At 67.5% G+C, this 13452-nt stretch carries 21 protein-coding genes and 1 pseudogene; 13 read left to right on the forward strand and 9 right to left on the reverse strand.

Features of this window, described 5'->3' with window-relative positions:
• Positions 1-135: 135 nt before the first annotated feature.
• Positions 136-375 (forward strand): hypervirulence associated TUDOR domain-containing protein, encoded by a 240-nt coding sequence (locus tag GFH48_RS34630; RefSeq protein WP_194280757.1) that lies wholly within the window; start codon positions 136-138, stop codon positions 373-375.
• Positions 376-439: 64 nt separating this feature from the next.
• Here GFH48_RS34630 and GFH48_RS34635 read toward each other — a convergent pair whose 3' ends face one another.
• From GFH48_RS34635 to GFH48_RS34665, 8 genes are all read right to left on the reverse strand, one after another.
• Complete coding sequence (locus GFH48_RS34635) at positions 440-1351, reverse strand: SDR family oxidoreductase (RefSeq protein WP_194280758.1); 912 nt, start codon at positions 1349-1351, stop codon at positions 440-442.
• A 426-nt stretch (positions 1352-1777) separates the two neighbouring features.
• Positions 1778-1954 carry a CsbD family protein gene (locus GFH48_RS34640; RefSeq protein WP_153292018.1) on the reverse strand — a complete coding sequence of 59 codons (177 nt, stop codon included), beginning with the start codon at positions 1952-1954 and terminating at the stop codon, positions 1778-1780.
• A gap of 225 nt (positions 1955-2179) precedes the next feature.
• Positions 2180-2647 (reverse strand): MSMEG_6728 family protein, encoded by a 468-nt coding sequence (locus tag GFH48_RS34645; RefSeq protein ID WP_153292019.1) that lies wholly within the window; start codon positions 2645-2647, stop codon positions 2180-2182.
• Between the two features lie 305 nt (positions 2648-2952).
• Positions 2953-3558 (reverse strand): alkaline shock response membrane anchor protein AmaP, encoded by a 606-nt coding sequence (locus GFH48_RS34650; RefSeq protein ID WP_153292020.1) that lies wholly within the window; start codon positions 3556-3558, stop codon positions 2953-2955.
• Between the two features lie 19 nt (positions 3559-3577).
• Positions 3578-4063, reverse strand: coding sequence for a DUF6286 domain-containing protein (locus tag GFH48_RS34655; RefSeq protein WP_228121096.1), 486 nt, complete (start codon positions 4061-4063; stop codon positions 3578-3580).
• Positions 4064-4320: 257 nt separating this feature from the next.
• Positions 4321-4632, reverse strand: a complete 312-nt coding sequence (locus GFH48_RS34660) for an Asp23/Gls24 family envelope stress response protein (RefSeq protein WP_153292021.1) — start codon at positions 4630-4632, stop codon at positions 4321-4323.
• A 101-nt stretch (positions 4633-4733) separates the two neighbouring features.
• The gene (locus tag GFH48_RS38730; RefSeq protein ID WP_194280759.1) at positions 4734-4901 is read right to left on the reverse strand and encodes a mechanosensitive ion channel family protein; all 168 of its coding nucleotides are present in this window, start codon (positions 4899-4901) and stop codon (positions 4734-4736) included.
• A gap of 65 nt (positions 4902-4966) precedes the next feature.
• Positions 4967-5452: an Asp23/Gls24 family envelope stress response protein gene (locus tag GFH48_RS34665; RefSeq protein ID WP_153292022.1), complete on the reverse strand. Its 486-nt coding sequence runs from the start codon at positions 5450-5452 to the stop codon at positions 4967-4969.
• Between the two features lie 152 nt (positions 5453-5604).
• Between GFH48_RS34665 and GFH48_RS34670 the strand changes: the two genes are divergently transcribed.
• From GFH48_RS34670 to GFH48_RS34725, 12 genes are all read left to right on the forward strand, one after another.
• Positions 5605-6234, forward strand: a complete 630-nt coding sequence (locus tag GFH48_RS34670; RefSeq protein WP_381925168.1) for an RNA polymerase sigma factor — start codon at positions 5605-5607, stop codon at positions 6232-6234.
• The gene (locus GFH48_RS34675) at positions 6225-6848 is read left to right on the forward strand and encodes an Asp23/Gls24 family envelope stress response protein (RefSeq protein WP_153292024.1); all 624 of its coding nucleotides are present in this window, start codon (positions 6225-6227) and stop codon (positions 6846-6848) included. The genes GFH48_RS34670 and GFH48_RS34675 overlap by 10 nt, the downstream gene beginning before the upstream one ends.
• Before the next feature lie 208 nt (positions 6849-7056).
• Entirely contained in the window at positions 7057-7377 is a 321-nt protein-coding gene (locus GFH48_RS34680; protein WP_153292025.1) for a gas vesicle protein GvpO, read from the forward strand.
• Positions 7378-7410: 33 nt separating this feature from the next.
• A complete protein-coding gene (gvpJ, locus tag GFH48_RS34685; protein ID WP_153292026.1) occupies positions 7411-7884 on the forward strand; it encodes a gas vesicle protein GvpJ in 474 nt (157 codons plus the stop codon).
• A 3-nt stretch (positions 7885-7887) separates the two neighbouring features.
• Complete coding sequence (locus GFH48_RS34690) at positions 7888-8637, forward strand: GvpL/GvpF family gas vesicle protein (protein WP_153292027.1); 750 nt, start codon at positions 7888-7890, stop codon at positions 8635-8637.
• A 1-nt stretch (position 8638) separates the two neighbouring features.
• On the forward strand, positions 8639-8887 hold the full coding sequence (locus GFH48_RS34695; protein WP_153292028.1) for a gas vesicle protein GvpG: 249 nt from the start codon (positions 8639-8641) through the stop codon (positions 8885-8887).
• A 13-nt stretch (positions 8888-8900) separates the two neighbouring features.
• Positions 8901-9797: a histone protein gene (locus GFH48_RS38735; protein WP_194280760.1), complete on the forward strand. Its 897-nt coding sequence runs from the start codon at positions 8901-8903 to the stop codon at positions 9795-9797.
• Between the two features lie 6 nt (positions 9798-9803).
• Positions 9804-10907 carry an SRPBCC family protein gene (locus GFH48_RS34705; RefSeq protein ID WP_153292029.1) on the forward strand — a complete coding sequence of 368 codons (1104 nt, stop codon included), beginning with the start codon at positions 9804-9806 and terminating at the stop codon, positions 10905-10907.
• Positions 10900-11235 (forward strand): gas vesicle protein, encoded by a 336-nt coding sequence (locus GFH48_RS34710; protein ID WP_153292030.1) that lies wholly within the window; start codon positions 10900-10902, stop codon positions 11233-11235. The genes GFH48_RS34705 and GFH48_RS34710 overlap by 8 nt, the downstream gene beginning before the upstream one ends.
• Positions 11236-11299: 64 nt before the next feature.
• Positions 11300-12103, forward strand: coding sequence for a GvpL/GvpF family gas vesicle protein (locus tag GFH48_RS34715; RefSeq protein WP_153292031.1), 804 nt, complete (start codon positions 11300-11302; stop codon positions 12101-12103).
• A 3-nt stretch (positions 12104-12106) separates the two neighbouring features.
• A complete protein-coding gene (locus GFH48_RS34720) occupies positions 12107-12334 on the forward strand; it encodes a gas vesicle protein (protein WP_153292032.1) in 228 nt (75 codons plus the stop codon).
• A complete protein-coding gene (locus tag GFH48_RS34725) occupies positions 12331-12609 on the forward strand; it encodes a gas vesicle protein K (RefSeq protein WP_153292033.1) in 279 nt (92 codons plus the stop codon). The genes GFH48_RS34720 and GFH48_RS34725 overlap by 4 nt, the downstream gene beginning before the upstream one ends.
• Before the next feature lie 63 nt (positions 12610-12672).
• Here the strand turns inward: GFH48_RS34725 and GFH48_RS34730 are convergent.
• Positions 12673-13444 (reverse strand): annotated as a pseudogene (locus tag GFH48_RS34730) (transposase).
• Positions 13445-13452: the final 8 nt, after the last annotated feature.

Genomic DNA, 13452 nt, shown 5'->3' on the forward strand with positions numbered 1-13452 from the left:
GCCGCTCTGCATACAAAACACCGGACTGTTCCCAGAAGTGGAGCGGTCCTGCCTCCGACGGGGCACGCCTGCGGGTGCGAAATGGTGCGCGCGCCGTCACGGTGGTAGGTGATGGGCACAGTATGGGAGGCGAACATGGCGAAGGATCATGTGCCATCGAGGAGGCGGGACCCGTCCAAGGGCGACAAGGTCGCCTGGAACAGCCACGGCAGCACGGCCTCGGGCACCGTCGAAAAGAAGATCACCAGGCGGACGGAGGCTGCGGGCAGGACCGTGGACGCCTCACCGGACGAGCCGCAGTACGAGGTACGCAGTGACAAGTCAGGACGTACCGCTGTGCACAAGCCCTCCGCGCTGAAGAAGAAGAGCAAGTAGTCCCGCTGTGTCCCGCTGCTCAATATGACCCGGCACGAGACCGTCTTCCGCTCCGGCGGACGTTTCAGCACTGAGGCGGGGTGGCGGGCCGTGCGGGCGGTGCCGGCGGGTGGGCCTCCCAGTCCGCGCGGCCGCCTGCTCCCAGGACGCCTGTGCTGCTGTGCAGTTCCGCGGCCGAAAGAGCGGCGAGGGAGCGGCGGGCGATGCGGGAGACGATCAGGGGGAGCAACGGGCGCAGAGGCTGCACGAGACGCAACCAGGGTGGTGCGTAGACGCTGGTGGCGCGACGTTCGATACCGCGGGTCAGCCAGACGGCGACCTGGTCGGGGGTGTGGACCCGGCGGATGGGCGCAGGCTGGTGGGCACGCAAAGCGCGCAGTACAGGGTGATCGTCGCGGGCGTCGATCATGTCGGTGCCGGTCCAGTGGAGATAGGCGATGCCTACGCCGACGCCCGCAGGGCGCAGCTCGGTGCGCAGGGCCTGTGCAAAGGACTCCGCTCCCGCTTTGGATGCGCAGTAGGCGCTCATCAGGGGCGACGAACCGAAGGCGGCCGTCGAGGCGATCTGAAGAAAGTAGCCGCGTGTGTTCAGCAGGTGGGGCAGGAACACGCGGGCTGTGTTCGCGCTGCCGATGAGGTTGACGTCGATGACACGGTTGAAGAGTGCTGCCTCGCTGGCGGCGAACGGGCCCGCGACAGCGATTCCGGCGTTCGCCACGACCACCGAAGCCGGCCCCAGCCGCGCCGCGGTATCGCGCGCGGCACCTTGCAGGGCGGCGTCGTCGGTGACGTCGACCTCGAAACAGCAGGTGTCGGTGGGCAGACTGTGCGCGACGCGTCGCAGGGATTCCAGCTCGCGTCCGAGCAACGCGACCCGCATCCCCCGTCGCGCGAGATTGCGGGCCGTTGCTTCTCCCACGCCCCGCGCCGCCCCGGTGACCACCGCCACGCGCCCGCACAGCCGGCTCTGTGTCACTGCTCCTCCTGCTGGCTGCGTGGCACCGTCCGGTCAGTCGACCACGCCCTCCCGTCCGCCACCTGCCACGAGGGCCCCACCGGGTGATACAACCCCGCGCCGGAAGGGTCGACCCTTCGACGGGAACAGCAAAAAAGCGGCAGACACGCCATGGCCCAGGGGTATTGACGAGCGCGGCGTCCATCCAAATGCGACCCGGTGCTTGAGTCGGGGCCCTGAAGGGAGCGTTGGATCTCCAGAGCCCCGACAGGGCGGGAAGCCACTGTGAGCACGATAGGGGTGGATGGGGCGCGCCTCGCAGCAAGCCCGCGGAGAAAATGTTCGTGGCGGCTGTTGCGGAGAGCGCGGCAACCGGGGCCGACCTCGAAGTGTGCGTATCCCGGCAGCCGGACGATGTGGCTGCCGGGAGCCGGGCGCTATGCACGACTACTTGGGGCGGATCGCGTCCTTGGCCTTCTCTTTGGCGGCGCGCAGGTCGCCTTTGGACTCTTGCATGCGCCCACTCGCGGCCATGGACTCGTTGCCTACCGCGTCTCCGACCACCTTCTTGACCTTGCCTTTGGCTCGTTCACCCTTGGCTTTGGCCTTCTGGTTTGCGGCCATAACTCTCACACCCCGTCTCGCTGGAGAGGGATCAAACCTGGACTTACTCCAGGTTACGCCTTCGGGTGGGGAGCCTCGTGGGAAACCCATGGGATATGGCGGTTAACGAAATAAAGGGGGGTGCAGTCGGCGGCGACATTCTCTGCGAGCGGCCTCAGTGGGCGGACTCGGCGGAGCAGCCGTTCAGCTGAAGGTGGGGCAATGGGCCGAGGCGCTGACCGGGGTCTACGAGGCCCTGTCGGACGTCGGCCAGACATGGGGGAGATCGTCGGGGACATCCGGGAAGAACGGTGCGTAGATCTCCGGTGCCTTGCGCAGCAGGGCTGACTGGTGGCTGCGGTGGAAGGCGAGCTCTCCCAGCCACGGCGGCAGCTCACCCTCCTCGTCGAGCTGTTCCTGCATCCGCACGGGTGCACCGGGCCGGTGCAGGTGGAACTCGGCGGCGAGCGTGGCGGCGCAGGTGTCGGCGCGCTCCTCCGCCGTCCACATGGCGCACACGTCCAGGCCGTAGCGGACCAGGGCCTCCTCGTAGCCGATCCACATGCGTACCGCAGGATGGTTCCGCCATCCGTAGCCGGGCACGGTCAGACCCCTCAGCACCTGTAGGGCTTCGACCCGCTGCTTGCCCAACCGTGCCTGGTCCAGGACCGCGGCGGACTGCATGAAGTCGGGATAGGGGAGAAAGGTCTGCACACGGGATGCCTACCGCGGCTGGACCACGCTCAGACACTTACGTGCGGTCAGGAGAAGGCACGATCGACCACCCGGCGACGGATGCCTGGGCCGGTGGCGTCGAGCTGGCTCCGTTCCGGTGATTGCGGGTGTCGGTGGGTGTCGACTCGGGCAGCAAAGGCCCGATGAGTGACATGTTCAGCCGAGGTGCAGGACTTGGTCGGCGACGACCGGCCGTTCGGCGGCGGCCTGGGCGTCAGCGGTGCTGGGTGACTGTCCTGGAGAAGGTGCAGTGCCGGCCACCGCATCGCTCGCCGTCCGCCGCTCTATTCGGCGCGACGTGCTTTGTGCCTCCCCACGTGCAAGAGCGCGTGGGTGGGGAGACGGGTCAACCCGGTGGACTCGCGTGCGTGGGCAACCGGGCCGCGACACAGCGCCTGGAGCGTGGGGGCTGGAAGCCCGTGATCCGTCAGCGTGAGGGCGACGTGGAGCTGAGGGCCCGTGGCCCGTCCGGCGAGGTGAGCGTCGGCCTGCTCGACGTCGGGCAGAGCGCGCGCCTCCGAGGCCACGGCGTCGCCGAGGGCTCGCCCCCGTAGTTCGACGCTCTCGGGTGGAGGCGTGCCACCCAGGTGCACCGCGCCGGGGCGGTGTCGCAGCTGGGCGAGAAGCCAGGTGAGGGCCAGGATCGCTGCCAGGGCCAGGACGGCGATGACGGCGGGCCACCACCACCAGCCCTGGTCGCTCCAGCGGACACGGTCGGCGTTGCTGAGAAGGACGTCGTGGGTCGTGGACGCCGGCCATCCGGCGGGCGGGCTCAGCCGAAGCCGGTGGTAGAGGTCGAACCCGGCAGTGAGGATCAGCAGGCCGCCTCCCAGCAACACCACGCCGCACAGGCCCAGAAGGAGACGGTTGACGGTGGATCGACCGTTCATGGCGCGCTCCCGGTGAATGTCAGTGAGTGTGGTGGCGCAGTCGGATCGTGAGTCGTGGGGTGTGGGCCAGCGCGAGCTGTCGGCACTGCTTCCGCAGGGCCTGAGAGAGCTCGTCGCGAACGGTCGCCATGTCGCGGAATCCGACCTCAGCGCGGGCGATGACACGATGGCGTCCGACTCGAACCCGTGCACGGCTGATACCGGGGACCCGCATCGCCGCATCGCGCAGGACAAGGGCGGCGCCCCTGCGATCCAGCCAGGCCCCCAGCTCCGGGGAATCCTCCGGTGCCCGCAAGGGCAGAAGTCGGCGCAGTCCGGGTGTGATGGCGAGGATGAGCAACCACAGGCCGAGGACGACGGCGACGGCGCCTGTGGCGAGCAGCCAGGGGTCGTCCACCGGCCGGGTGGTCACCTCTTCGACGAGGCGGGTTCGCCACGCTCCTGCCCGGTGTCCGGCGCGCACCGCGATCACGTCGTAGAGCAGCGCGCCGACGACAACCGACACAATGAGAGCGACCAGAGCCGCGGGGATGCGGCGGGCGGACCACAGGCGGGGTGATCTCGCCCCCCGACCCTCGCTCGGCGACGGCTTTGCCAGGAGGGCGTTGTCGTCAGGGCGCCCGCGGCCTGCTCCGGCCGGTTTCTCGGTCGCGGCGGTCCGTTGTGGGACTGTCATGATGTCCGACCTCCGTCATCGGTCGGTGGTGGTTTGCCGGCCGGGCTTGCGCAAGCGCCGAGTAGGGGCGTCCGGGCGGTTGGGGCTCAGCGGACGCGAGCCGGCAGCCCGGAGACGACAAGGCGCCGCACTGTCAGCATCACTTCGCTGATGTCCAGACCAGTCAGATGGGCCACCTGTTCGCTGATCTCGTGTTGCAGCTGCCGGCAGGTGCCGGTGATGTCCGTGGGATACGGGAGGTCGACGGTCAGCGCCAGCCGTGCCGTTCCCTCGTGTGTGGTCGCGTGGGCTCTGGGCGCGGTCAGGTCTGCGCTCGCGTACTTCGGGCCGGTGATCCGGTGGAGGGCTGTGTTGGCCGCTCGTGCGGCGATGCGGGCGACGACGCGGTCAGGGATCACCGTTGCGCCCCGTTCCCCAGCCGGTGGTGTGGATCGGTGCGCTTCATTCGTATGTCCGGCGCCTTCGGCCGCAGGCGGTTCGCCGGCCCGGGGGGCCGCGCTCACCGTTGCCGCCGGCTGAATATGTCCACGTCGCCCTGCAGGGCGAGGCCGAGGACCAGGCCCGCCGCGCCCAGGACCGCCACGAGAAGGAAAGCCCAGAAGCCGCCGAAATACCCTGCGAATCCCAGCGCCATTCCGGCTGCCAGGCCCACTGTCGCCGTGTTCATCGTCCGCTCACCTGTCCTTCGAGGGCGTTCAGCTGCTTCCGGCGGGTCCGACCCGCGACCGGAGGTCATTGGACACGGCCTTCGCTCGGCTCGGCGTCGTCTTCGTCGGGCAGGTTCACGTCGTCGACGACCAGGTTCACCTCGACGACCTCAAGGCCTGTCATGCGTTCCACCGCGGAGATGACGTTGACGCGGACTTCCGAGGCCACCTCGACGATGGGGAAGCCGTACTCGACGACCACATCGATGTCCAGCGCCGCCTGACGCTCACCGACCTCGACCTTCACCCCGCGGCTGACACCGCCTGACCCTGTGCCGGGGACGCGCTCGCGGACAGCTCCGATGGCGCGCGTCATGCCCGCCCCGAGGCTGTGGATGCCGGGTACTTCGCGGGCGGACATTCCCGCGATCTTGGCTACGACGCCGTCGGCGATGGTGGTCTGGCCCCGGGTTTCAGGTGAGGTGCCAGCACCGGTCGGACCTTTCAGCATGGTCGCGGTTTCCGTAGTGCCGTCCGGTCCGGAAGAGGGACGGTCGGGGCTGTCCGTCATGACAGTCACCTCGCTCAGTCGATGCGGGCGCCGACGCGGTGCCCGTCACATGGTTCGACACACCCGAGTCGTGATTCGTCACGTATATGCAGGAAACGGCTTTCCGGTTCACGAGATGGGCACTCGTACCGGAGCGGAGAGGAGGCGCAGGCGTGCCACACAGCACCAGCCCTCCCCGGCTCCAGGCCGCGGGCGGCGGCCCCTTTGCCGGGCCTCCTCTCTCCAGTACGTCCGACGGACTGCTCTCCGCTTCGGACGAACTGCTGGCGACCCGCGCCGGTGAGGGCGACGAGCAGGCCTTCACCATCCTCATGCGGCGCCACAGCCATTCCCTGCTCGCACTGGCACTCCACACGCTCGGGAACCTCCAGGACGCCGAGGACGCGGTGCAAGACGCTTTCATCAGTGCCTGGAGGCGTTTGCCCGAGTTCCGTCACGCCTCCGCGTTCAGTACCTGGATGTACCGCATCACCGTCAACCGGTGTCTGAATTCGCTGCGACGCCGTCCGGCGCCGGTACCGTTGAACACAGTGGCCGAACCCGCTGCCGGCACGGGCAGCTCGCCCGCGCAGGTGGCCGAGGAGGACGCCCTCGCCGACGCTCTGGCCGAGGCCCTGGGCAACCTCGAACCCCGTCAACGGGTCTGCTGGGTCCTGCGGGAACTGCAGGGACTGTCGTATGGACAGATCGCCCAGGTAACCGGAACCAGCGAGCAGACGGTCCGCGGAAGGCTTTATCGGGCTCGCCGGTCTCTGAAGGAGATGATGGCCTCGTGGCGCTAGACGACCACCGCGTTCCACCTCCGCCCCGCAGCCGCTTCCCCGAGATGCCCGCAGGTTCGCCCCGCGAGGACAAGGGCCCGTACGAAGAGGCTCGGGACGCCGGCCGCGCCGACGGCCCCCATGTCGGCGCCTGTCCCGACGGCTGCGGCTCCGTCGCCGACCTGGCCATGGACACTGCGGCGAAGCTCCTGCGGAATCGGAATCCGCCCAGTACACGGCGTCTCATCGACCGTGTCGAGGCGGTGGTCCGTGACGAAATATGGCTGGGGCCGTGGCTTCCCCTGAGCGACTCGACGCGCACGCTGCGGATCACCGAGCACGCCGCGTCGGCGGCCCTGAGACATGCGGCCGACGCCGTACCCGGCGTCACCACCGCCAGTTGCCGTCTGTCCCGTGCCGATCAGGCCACGAGCGTGCGCGTGAGCATGACCCTGACCGCTGGTCTGGATCGCCCGTTGCCCGAGACGGCGGCACAGGTGCGCAGCTCCGTAGCGCACGTCTCCGGCCACACCCTGGGCATGGCGGTGACGGCCGTGGACATCACGGTGATCGACGCCCACGACACGGGCGCACAGCCGAACATCCGCGACCGGCCTAGCACTGTTGTTCGATAGCGACGTCGTGAGACCTCGGCGCGGCAAGTGCCACGCGTGAACGGATCCATCGAGAGAGGCGGCGGCCGGTCGAGCAGCGTCTCGCTGACCGTCGGCCCGCTTTCGCTGTCCTGGCGTCGGCCACGGGCGGCGACCTTGCGGACCGAGTCGTGCGCTCGTCTGCTCTCCTCGACGTGCGCGATGCCCGAGATTGACCAGACTTGTACACATGGCAGAAGAACGTCGGCCGCGCGCCGGGAAAGCCTCGACGGCAGCCACTCGCCGCCCGCCACCCATCAGGGGCGCCGGTCAGGCCGCGCGGGCTGCCTGCCAGAGCCTGGAGGGCCTGATCGGCCACCCCACGGAGGGCGTATCAGCGGTGAAGCGTGTCGAAGAAGGCTGGTGTGTCGTCGTGGACGTCCTGGAACTGCCCCGGATTCCTGACACGACAAGTCTTCTCGCCTCGTACGAGGTGCAGATCGACCAGGACGGCGAACTCATGGAGTACAGCAGGATCCGCCGCTATCGGCGTGGATCCGCCGACGAGTGACCCGGATTCTGCCGACAACCGGAAGGACACCCCATGCCTGCGACCACCTACTCCGACGAGGTAGTGGCGTGCCCACCGCGCGCCGGCACGTTGTACGACGTGCTGGAACTCATTCTCGATCGGGGCATGGTGATCGACGTCTTCGTCCGGGTCTCCCTGGTCGGCATCGAAATCCTCAAGATCGACGCACGCATCGTCATCGCGAGTGTGGACACCTATCTGCGGTTCGCCGAGGCCTGCAACCGGCTCGACCTGGAACGGGACTCCGGCAGCACCACCGTCCCGGAACTTCTCAGCGGCAGCGCCGCGAAGTCCATCGGCAAGCGCAAGGTCCGCAAGGCTGCCGAGAGCGTCGGCGATACCGTCCGCAAGGCGGTCGGAGGCCTGGGGGGCGACTCCGACGAACACGACGAACACGACGAGGACGAGGAAGAACAGCAGGAGCGGCCGAGGAAGCGGCGCGCACCCGCTCGTGGCGGTTCGAGCCGACGACCCGTGAGGGCATGAGCAGTGACAGCCGACGGGGTGTACGTGTACGCGATCATTGGGGCCGCAAGGCCGCTGCCGACTGACGCACGCGGTGTGGGAAATCCCGCCGCACATCTGCGCGTGATCCGGCAGGGCGGAATCGCTGCCGTTGTCAGTGACGCTCCCCCGAATCTTCGTGCCAGGCGACGCGACCTCCTGGCACACCAGGAGCTTCTGCTGCGCCTGTCGGACCGAGGCCCGGTCCTGCCGATGCGATTCGGGATGGTGGCGCCGGACGAAGAGACGGTGCGCGGTCAGCTGGCAGCCCGGGAGACGGACCATACGGCGGTACTGGAGCATCTCACCGACGCGGTCGAAGTCAACGTCAAGGCACTCCCGGCACAGAACGCGCTGGCAAGCCTCGTCGCGGAGGACAAGAACGTCCGGCGGCTGCGGGACGAGGCGCGCCGGCGACCAGGTTACGAATCCAACGTCCGACTCGGTGAAGCCGTCGCGACCGCGCTGCGGAGCAGGGCCGCCGAAGCCGGCCGGCGAGTACTCCGCGAACTCACACCCAAGGCGCGCGCCACAGCCCCGGGACCGGACGTCCAAGGGTGCGTTCTCAACGTGTCGTTCCTCGTCGGTCGCGGTAACAGCGACGAATTCATGAGCGCGGCGGAGAATTTCGCCAAATCCCACCGTGAACGCGTCGAGTTGCGTCTCGCGGGCCCGTTGCCCTGCTACAGCTTCGTCTCCGTCGAGACCATCCGCGTTCGGACCGCAGGAGTTTGACATGGGGCTGATCACCGGAATTCTCACACTCCCCATCGCTCCGGTCCGCGGCGTCGTCTGGGTGGCAGAAAAGCTCAACGACGCGGCGGAGCGTGAGCTGCACGACCCAGGGGTGCTCCGTGCGCAGTTGGCAATCCTGAACCGGGAGTTCGAGCAGGGGGACATCAGCCTGGAGGAGTTCGAACGAGAAGAGGAACGACTGCTCGACCGGCTCTATGCCGCACGGGTCGCTCCCGCACCGCACGATTGAAGGGGTCACGCTCATGAATGAGAAGGAAAAAGTAACGCTTGCGGCCGCTGTAGTGGGCGGCTATGTGCTGGGGCGAACGAAGAAGGGGCGGCTGGCGCTGTCCATCGCGACCTACCTGGCGGGTCGGCGATTCGGTCTTGAACCTCGCCAGATCGCAGCCGAGGGGATGCGAAGGCTGGGGGAGATCCCCCAGTTCGCCGAACTGCAGGAGCAGTTGCGCGGAGAAGTACTCGAAGCAGGGCGGAAGGCGGTGGCCGCCGCCGCTGACCGGGGAATGAGCACGCTGGCGGACGCCATCAGCGACCGCACGGCACGCCTCGGTGAGATCGCGGGCGAGGACGAGGACGAGGACGAGGAGGAGTACGCGCCGGAAGACGAGGAGGAAGAGGAAGAGGAGCAGCAGCCAGAAGCCGAGTACGACGAGGACGAGTACGAGGAGGAAGAGGAGCCGGAGGCCGAGTACGAAGAAGAGGGAGCGGAGGACGAGGAGGACGAGGAGGAAGAGGAGGAAGAGGAGGAGGAAGAGCCCGAAGAAGAGCCGGAAGAGGCTCCGAGGCCTCAGCGGCACCGTCGCAGTTCGCCCCGGTCCCGTAGGGCTTCCGCACCGACGCCCCCCAAGAAGGCCACTCCCAGCCGTGCGGAGAAGGGCCGGTCGGCCAAGTCCGCGCCGCGAAAGCCCGCCCCGCCGAAGACCGCTCCGGCGAAGAAGACGGCGGCGAAGAAGTCGGCGCCCGCCAAGAAGACGGCTCCGGCGAAGAAGACGGCGGCGAAGAAGTCGGCGCCCGCCAAGAAGACGGCTCCGGCGAAGAAGACGGCGGCGAAGAAGACGGCGCCCGCCAAGAAGACCGCGGCCGGGAAGACCACGTCGTCGAAGCGGGCGGCATCCAAGCGTGCCGGTCGGCGGAGGTAGGCGGTCATGGCCAAGACGGAGAAAGACCAACCCGCGGAGGAGACTTCCGGTGTGGATCAGCTCCGCGGCGAGCTGACCAAGTTCCTCTCCGCGCAGGTGGAGCACCTTGCCGAGAAAGCCGGCGAGAAGCTGACGGACGTCACCGGCAAACTCTCCGAATCAGCTGAGACGGGCTCACTGCCCGCCATCGGATCCCGCGTCCTGCAAGGTGAATCGCCGCTCAAGGCATTCGTCTCGGAAAAGGCCAAGGGCGTCAAGGACAACGTCGTGGGCAAGGTGAAGGACGCCTTCGGTGGTGGAAAGGGGAAGCGTAAGTCCAGCGGCGGCAAGGTCATGAACATCATCGAGGTTCTCGATGTGGGAGTGCCGCTGCGGGACGCTTACGACTACTGGACTCAGTACGACCATTTCAGCAGCTTCGCCAAGGGTGTTCGGGACGTCTCGAAGAGCGACGAGGTCGGAAGCGACTGGAAGGTCAAGGTCGGCCCCTCCTCTCGCAGCTTCAAGGCGACCGTCCAGGAACAGATCCCCGACGACCGCATCGTCTGGACTTCCGAGGGAGCCAAGGGCACCACTCGCGGAGCGGTCAGCTTCCATGAACTGGGGCCGACCCTGACCCGCATCGTCCTGGTCGTCGAGTACTACCCTTCAGGATTCTTCGAGAAGACCGGCAACCTGTGGAGGGCCCAAGGGCGCCGCATGCGACTGGACTTCAAGAACTTCCAGCGATACGTCACGCTCACCAACGAGGAGCCCGAAGGGTGGCGGGGCGAAATCCGCGACGGCGAAGTCGTCGTGTCGCACGAGGACGCCGTCGAAGAGGAGGAGGCCGAGCAGGAGGAGTCCGAGAACGGCGAATTCGATGGCGACGACGAGGACGGCTCCGGGGAAAGCGCTGACTCCGCGTACGAGGACGAAGACGAAGGCGCCTACGAGGACGAACCCGAGGCCGAGGAGGAAGAGGGTCCAGAGGACGAGGAAGCCGAAGACGGATACGAGGACGAAGAGGAGGACGCCGAAGAGGAGGACGAGGACGCCGAGGACGCCGAGGACGCCGAGGAGGACGAGAAGGCGTCCAGGAAGCCACGGCAGAGGCGACGCCGTGACTGACGTCGACTTCCGGCAGAGTTCCTATCCGGTCCCCGGCCCTCAGACCACCAACCTTGCCGACATTCTGGAACGCGTTCTCGACAAGGGGATCGTGATCGCCGGAGACATCAAGGTCGACCTCCTTGACATCGAGCTGCTCACCATCAGGATCCGACTCTTCGTGGCCTCCGTGGATACGGCGAAGAAGGCCGGAATCGACTGGTGGGAGAACGATCCGGCGCTCAGCTCACGTGCCTCGCGCAACGCTTTGAAGGACGAGAATCGTGCCTTGCGGCAGCGCGTGGAGCAGCTTGAGTCCCAGACCCCGGACGAAGCGTCGGAGAAGTGAACCCGCACAGACGATCCCACCCCAGCCGGCGAGGACCAACGAGGACCAAGGAGAACGGACGAAAATGACGGAGCGCGGGTCTGAGCGTTCGGACGCCAACGCCACGTACGTGTTCGCTGTCTGCTGGAATCCGGACCCGTCGGCCTTCCACGGGCTGTCAGGTGTCACCGACGCGGCACCCGTACGCATACTGCCACTGGAGAAACTCACGGCGATCGTCCAGACGGTCAGAGCCTGCGATTTCACCGACGAAGCCTGGCAGGTGCGCCTGACCGACCGGCGGGAGCTGGAACGCTACGCCCGGGCCCACCACGATGTCGTCACCGCGGCTGCTTCGTCCTGTCCGACTGTTCCGGTGCCGATGGCCACGGTGTATCACGGTGAGCAGAGGGCGAGCGAGGCGCTCGGCCGAGAGTCGGACCGGTTCCACGCCGCGCTCGAGCGCATCGCGCACCACGCCGAGTGGGGTGTCAAGGTGTACGCGCCGCCGCCCCCCGTGGACGACTCGATCCGCGCCGCCACCCCGAGCCCGGGACTGCGCCCGGCACCAGGAGCCGGCCTCGCGTACCTCGACCGCAAGCGGGGTGTGCAGGAGCGCCGCGAACGGAGTCGGCACGAAGCGCTGCAAGCGGCCGAGAAGGTGGATTCCGAGGTCGGGCTCCTTGCTGCGGCGTCTCGGAGGTTGCGCCCTCACGAGCCGCGACTCTCCGGAGAACAACGTAGCCAGATCCTCAACGCAACGTATCTGGTCGCTGATCACCGCGTCGAAGAGCTCGCTGAGCTGACACGGTCGTTGAGTGGACGGACCGGGTTGCACATCGATCTGTCGGGACCGTGGGTGCCCTACTCATTCGTCGGTGAGGTGTAGACCATGACGCACGACGTGGTGCCCTGGGACGATCCCGGACCACTGAGCGGCCCCATCGGTGTGCCTCTCGTCGACTTGCTGGACCGAGTCCTGGCGACCGGAGTCGTCATCAGCGGCGATCTGGTCATCGCTATCGCCGACGTCCCACTGGTGCGATTGTCGCTGCACGCCCTGTTGTCGTCCGTCAATGAACGTGTTCCGGCGCCCTGGAGCGACGGAGGGTCCCTGTGACCGGGTCCCGGCTCGACCTTGACTCCGACGAGATGGGACGGGACCTTGTCTGCCTGGTACTCACCGTGGTCGAACTCCTCAGGCAGTTGATGGAGCGACAGGCGATCCGACGTGTCGAACAGGGCGACCTCAACGAGACGCAGGTCGACGAGATCGGGACCACCCTGATGATGCTCGATCAGCGGATGACGGAACTGTGCGAGCAGCACGGACTGCGACCGGAGGATCTCAACCTGGATCTCGGGCCGCTCGGGACGCTACTGCCGCGGAGCTAAGGGTTGTCCCGCAAAGATCTTGAAGCCGCCTCGGGCATGGTGGCCGCCTTGCGACTGGCTTGCCTATCCGGCGAGGGCGAGGTTGTGCATCCGGGCGATGCCGAGCATGGCGTGGTGGACGCCGTCGCCCTTGAGGCGGCAGTCGCGGAGGATCTTCCAGGTCTTCATGCGGGCGAAGACGTGCTCGACGCGGGCGCGGACCTGCTTGTGGAACCGGTTGTGTTCCTCCTTCCAGTCCGGGAGTTCGGTCTGGCCGCGCTTCCGGCGGTGCGGGATGACGAGTCCGGTGCCCGGGTAACCGCCGTCGGCGATCGTGAGGGTCTTGCCGACGGCGGCCTTAGCTCCGGATTCCTCCCATGCCTTGCAGTCGTTGCGGTTCCCGGCGAGCGGCCGGCCGACCACGACGATCAGGCGGGTGTCGGCGTCGATGACGACCTGGTGGTTGGTGGAATACCGGTAGTTCTTGGACCGCTCGGCGATGGTGTGGTCGGCGGGTGGGGACCAGGGTGCCGTCCACGATGAGCACGGTGTCCTTGGCGAACCGCTTGCGGGGCTGGAGAGCGAGCAGGGGGCCGAGGTGGTTGATGACTCGGCCGGCCGTCGACTTCGATACGCCGAACAGCGGAGCGAGTTGCCGCAACGTCAGATTGGTGCGCCAGTAGGCCGTGACCAGCAAGACCCGGTCCTCCAGCGGCAGACTCCACGGCCTGCCTCGGTGTACCCCATCTGCTCCATCACGCCGCAGCGTGGTCAGCAGTTTGCCGAAGCAGCGCGGGCTCAGCCCCGCGAACGGGGTTATCCAGGACGGCTCCGATGCCGTGATCACACTCGCCACATCATGAT

The organism is Streptomyces fagopyri, assembly GCF_009498275.1.
Lineage (GTDB): Bacteria > Actinomycetota > Actinomycetes > Streptomycetales > Streptomycetaceae > Streptomyces > Streptomyces fagopyri.

What these genes read in the sequence shown, in the direction of transcription:
- GFH48_RS34720 (WP_153292032.1), top strand. Translation starts at nt 12,107, where the DNA reads ATGACGCACGACGTGGTGCCCTGGGACGATCCCGGACCACTGAGCGGC.
- GFH48_RS38730 (WP_194280759.1), bottom strand. Translation starts at nt 4,901, where the DNA reads ATGAACACGGCGACAGTGGGCCTGGCAGCCGGAATGGCGCTGGGATTC.
- GFH48_RS34665 (WP_153292022.1), bottom strand. Translation starts at nt 5,452, where the DNA reads ATGACGGACAGCCCCGACCGTCCCTCTTCCGGACCGGACGGCACTACG.
- GFH48_RS34650 (WP_153292020.1), bottom strand. Translation starts at nt 3,558, where the DNA reads ATGAACGGTCGATCCACCGTCAACCGTCTCCTTCTGGGCCTGTGCGGC.
- GFH48_RS34630 (WP_194280757.1), top strand. Translation starts at nt 136, where the DNA reads ATGGCGAAGGATCATGTGCCATCGAGGAGGCGGGACCCGTCCAAGGGC.
- GFH48_RS34705 (WP_153292029.1), top strand. Translation starts at nt 9,804, where the DNA reads ATGGCCAAGACGGAGAAAGACCAACCCGCGGAGGAGACTTCCGGTGTG.
- gvpJ (WP_153292026.1), top strand. Translation starts at nt 7,411, where the DNA reads ATGCCTGCGACCACCTACTCCGACGAGGTAGTGGCGTGCCCACCGCGC.
- GFH48_RS34680 (WP_153292025.1), top strand. Translation starts at nt 7,057, where the DNA reads ATGGCAGAAGAACGTCGGCCGCGCGCCGGGAAAGCCTCGACGGCAGCC.
- GFH48_RS34715 (WP_153292031.1), top strand. Translation starts at nt 11,300, where the DNA reads ATGACGGAGCGCGGGTCTGAGCGTTCGGACGCCAACGCCACGTACGTG.
- GFH48_RS34640 (WP_153292018.1), bottom strand. Translation starts at nt 1,954, where the DNA reads ATGGCCGCAAACCAGAAGGCCAAAGCCAAGGGTGAACGAGCCAAAGGC.
- GFH48_RS38735 (WP_194280760.1), top strand. Translation starts at nt 8,901, where the DNA reads ATGAATGAGAAGGAAAAAGTAACGCTTGCGGCCGCTGTAGTGGGCGGC.
- GFH48_RS34695 (WP_153292028.1), top strand. Translation starts at nt 8,639, where the DNA reads ATGGGGCTGATCACCGGAATTCTCACACTCCCCATCGCTCCGGTCCGC.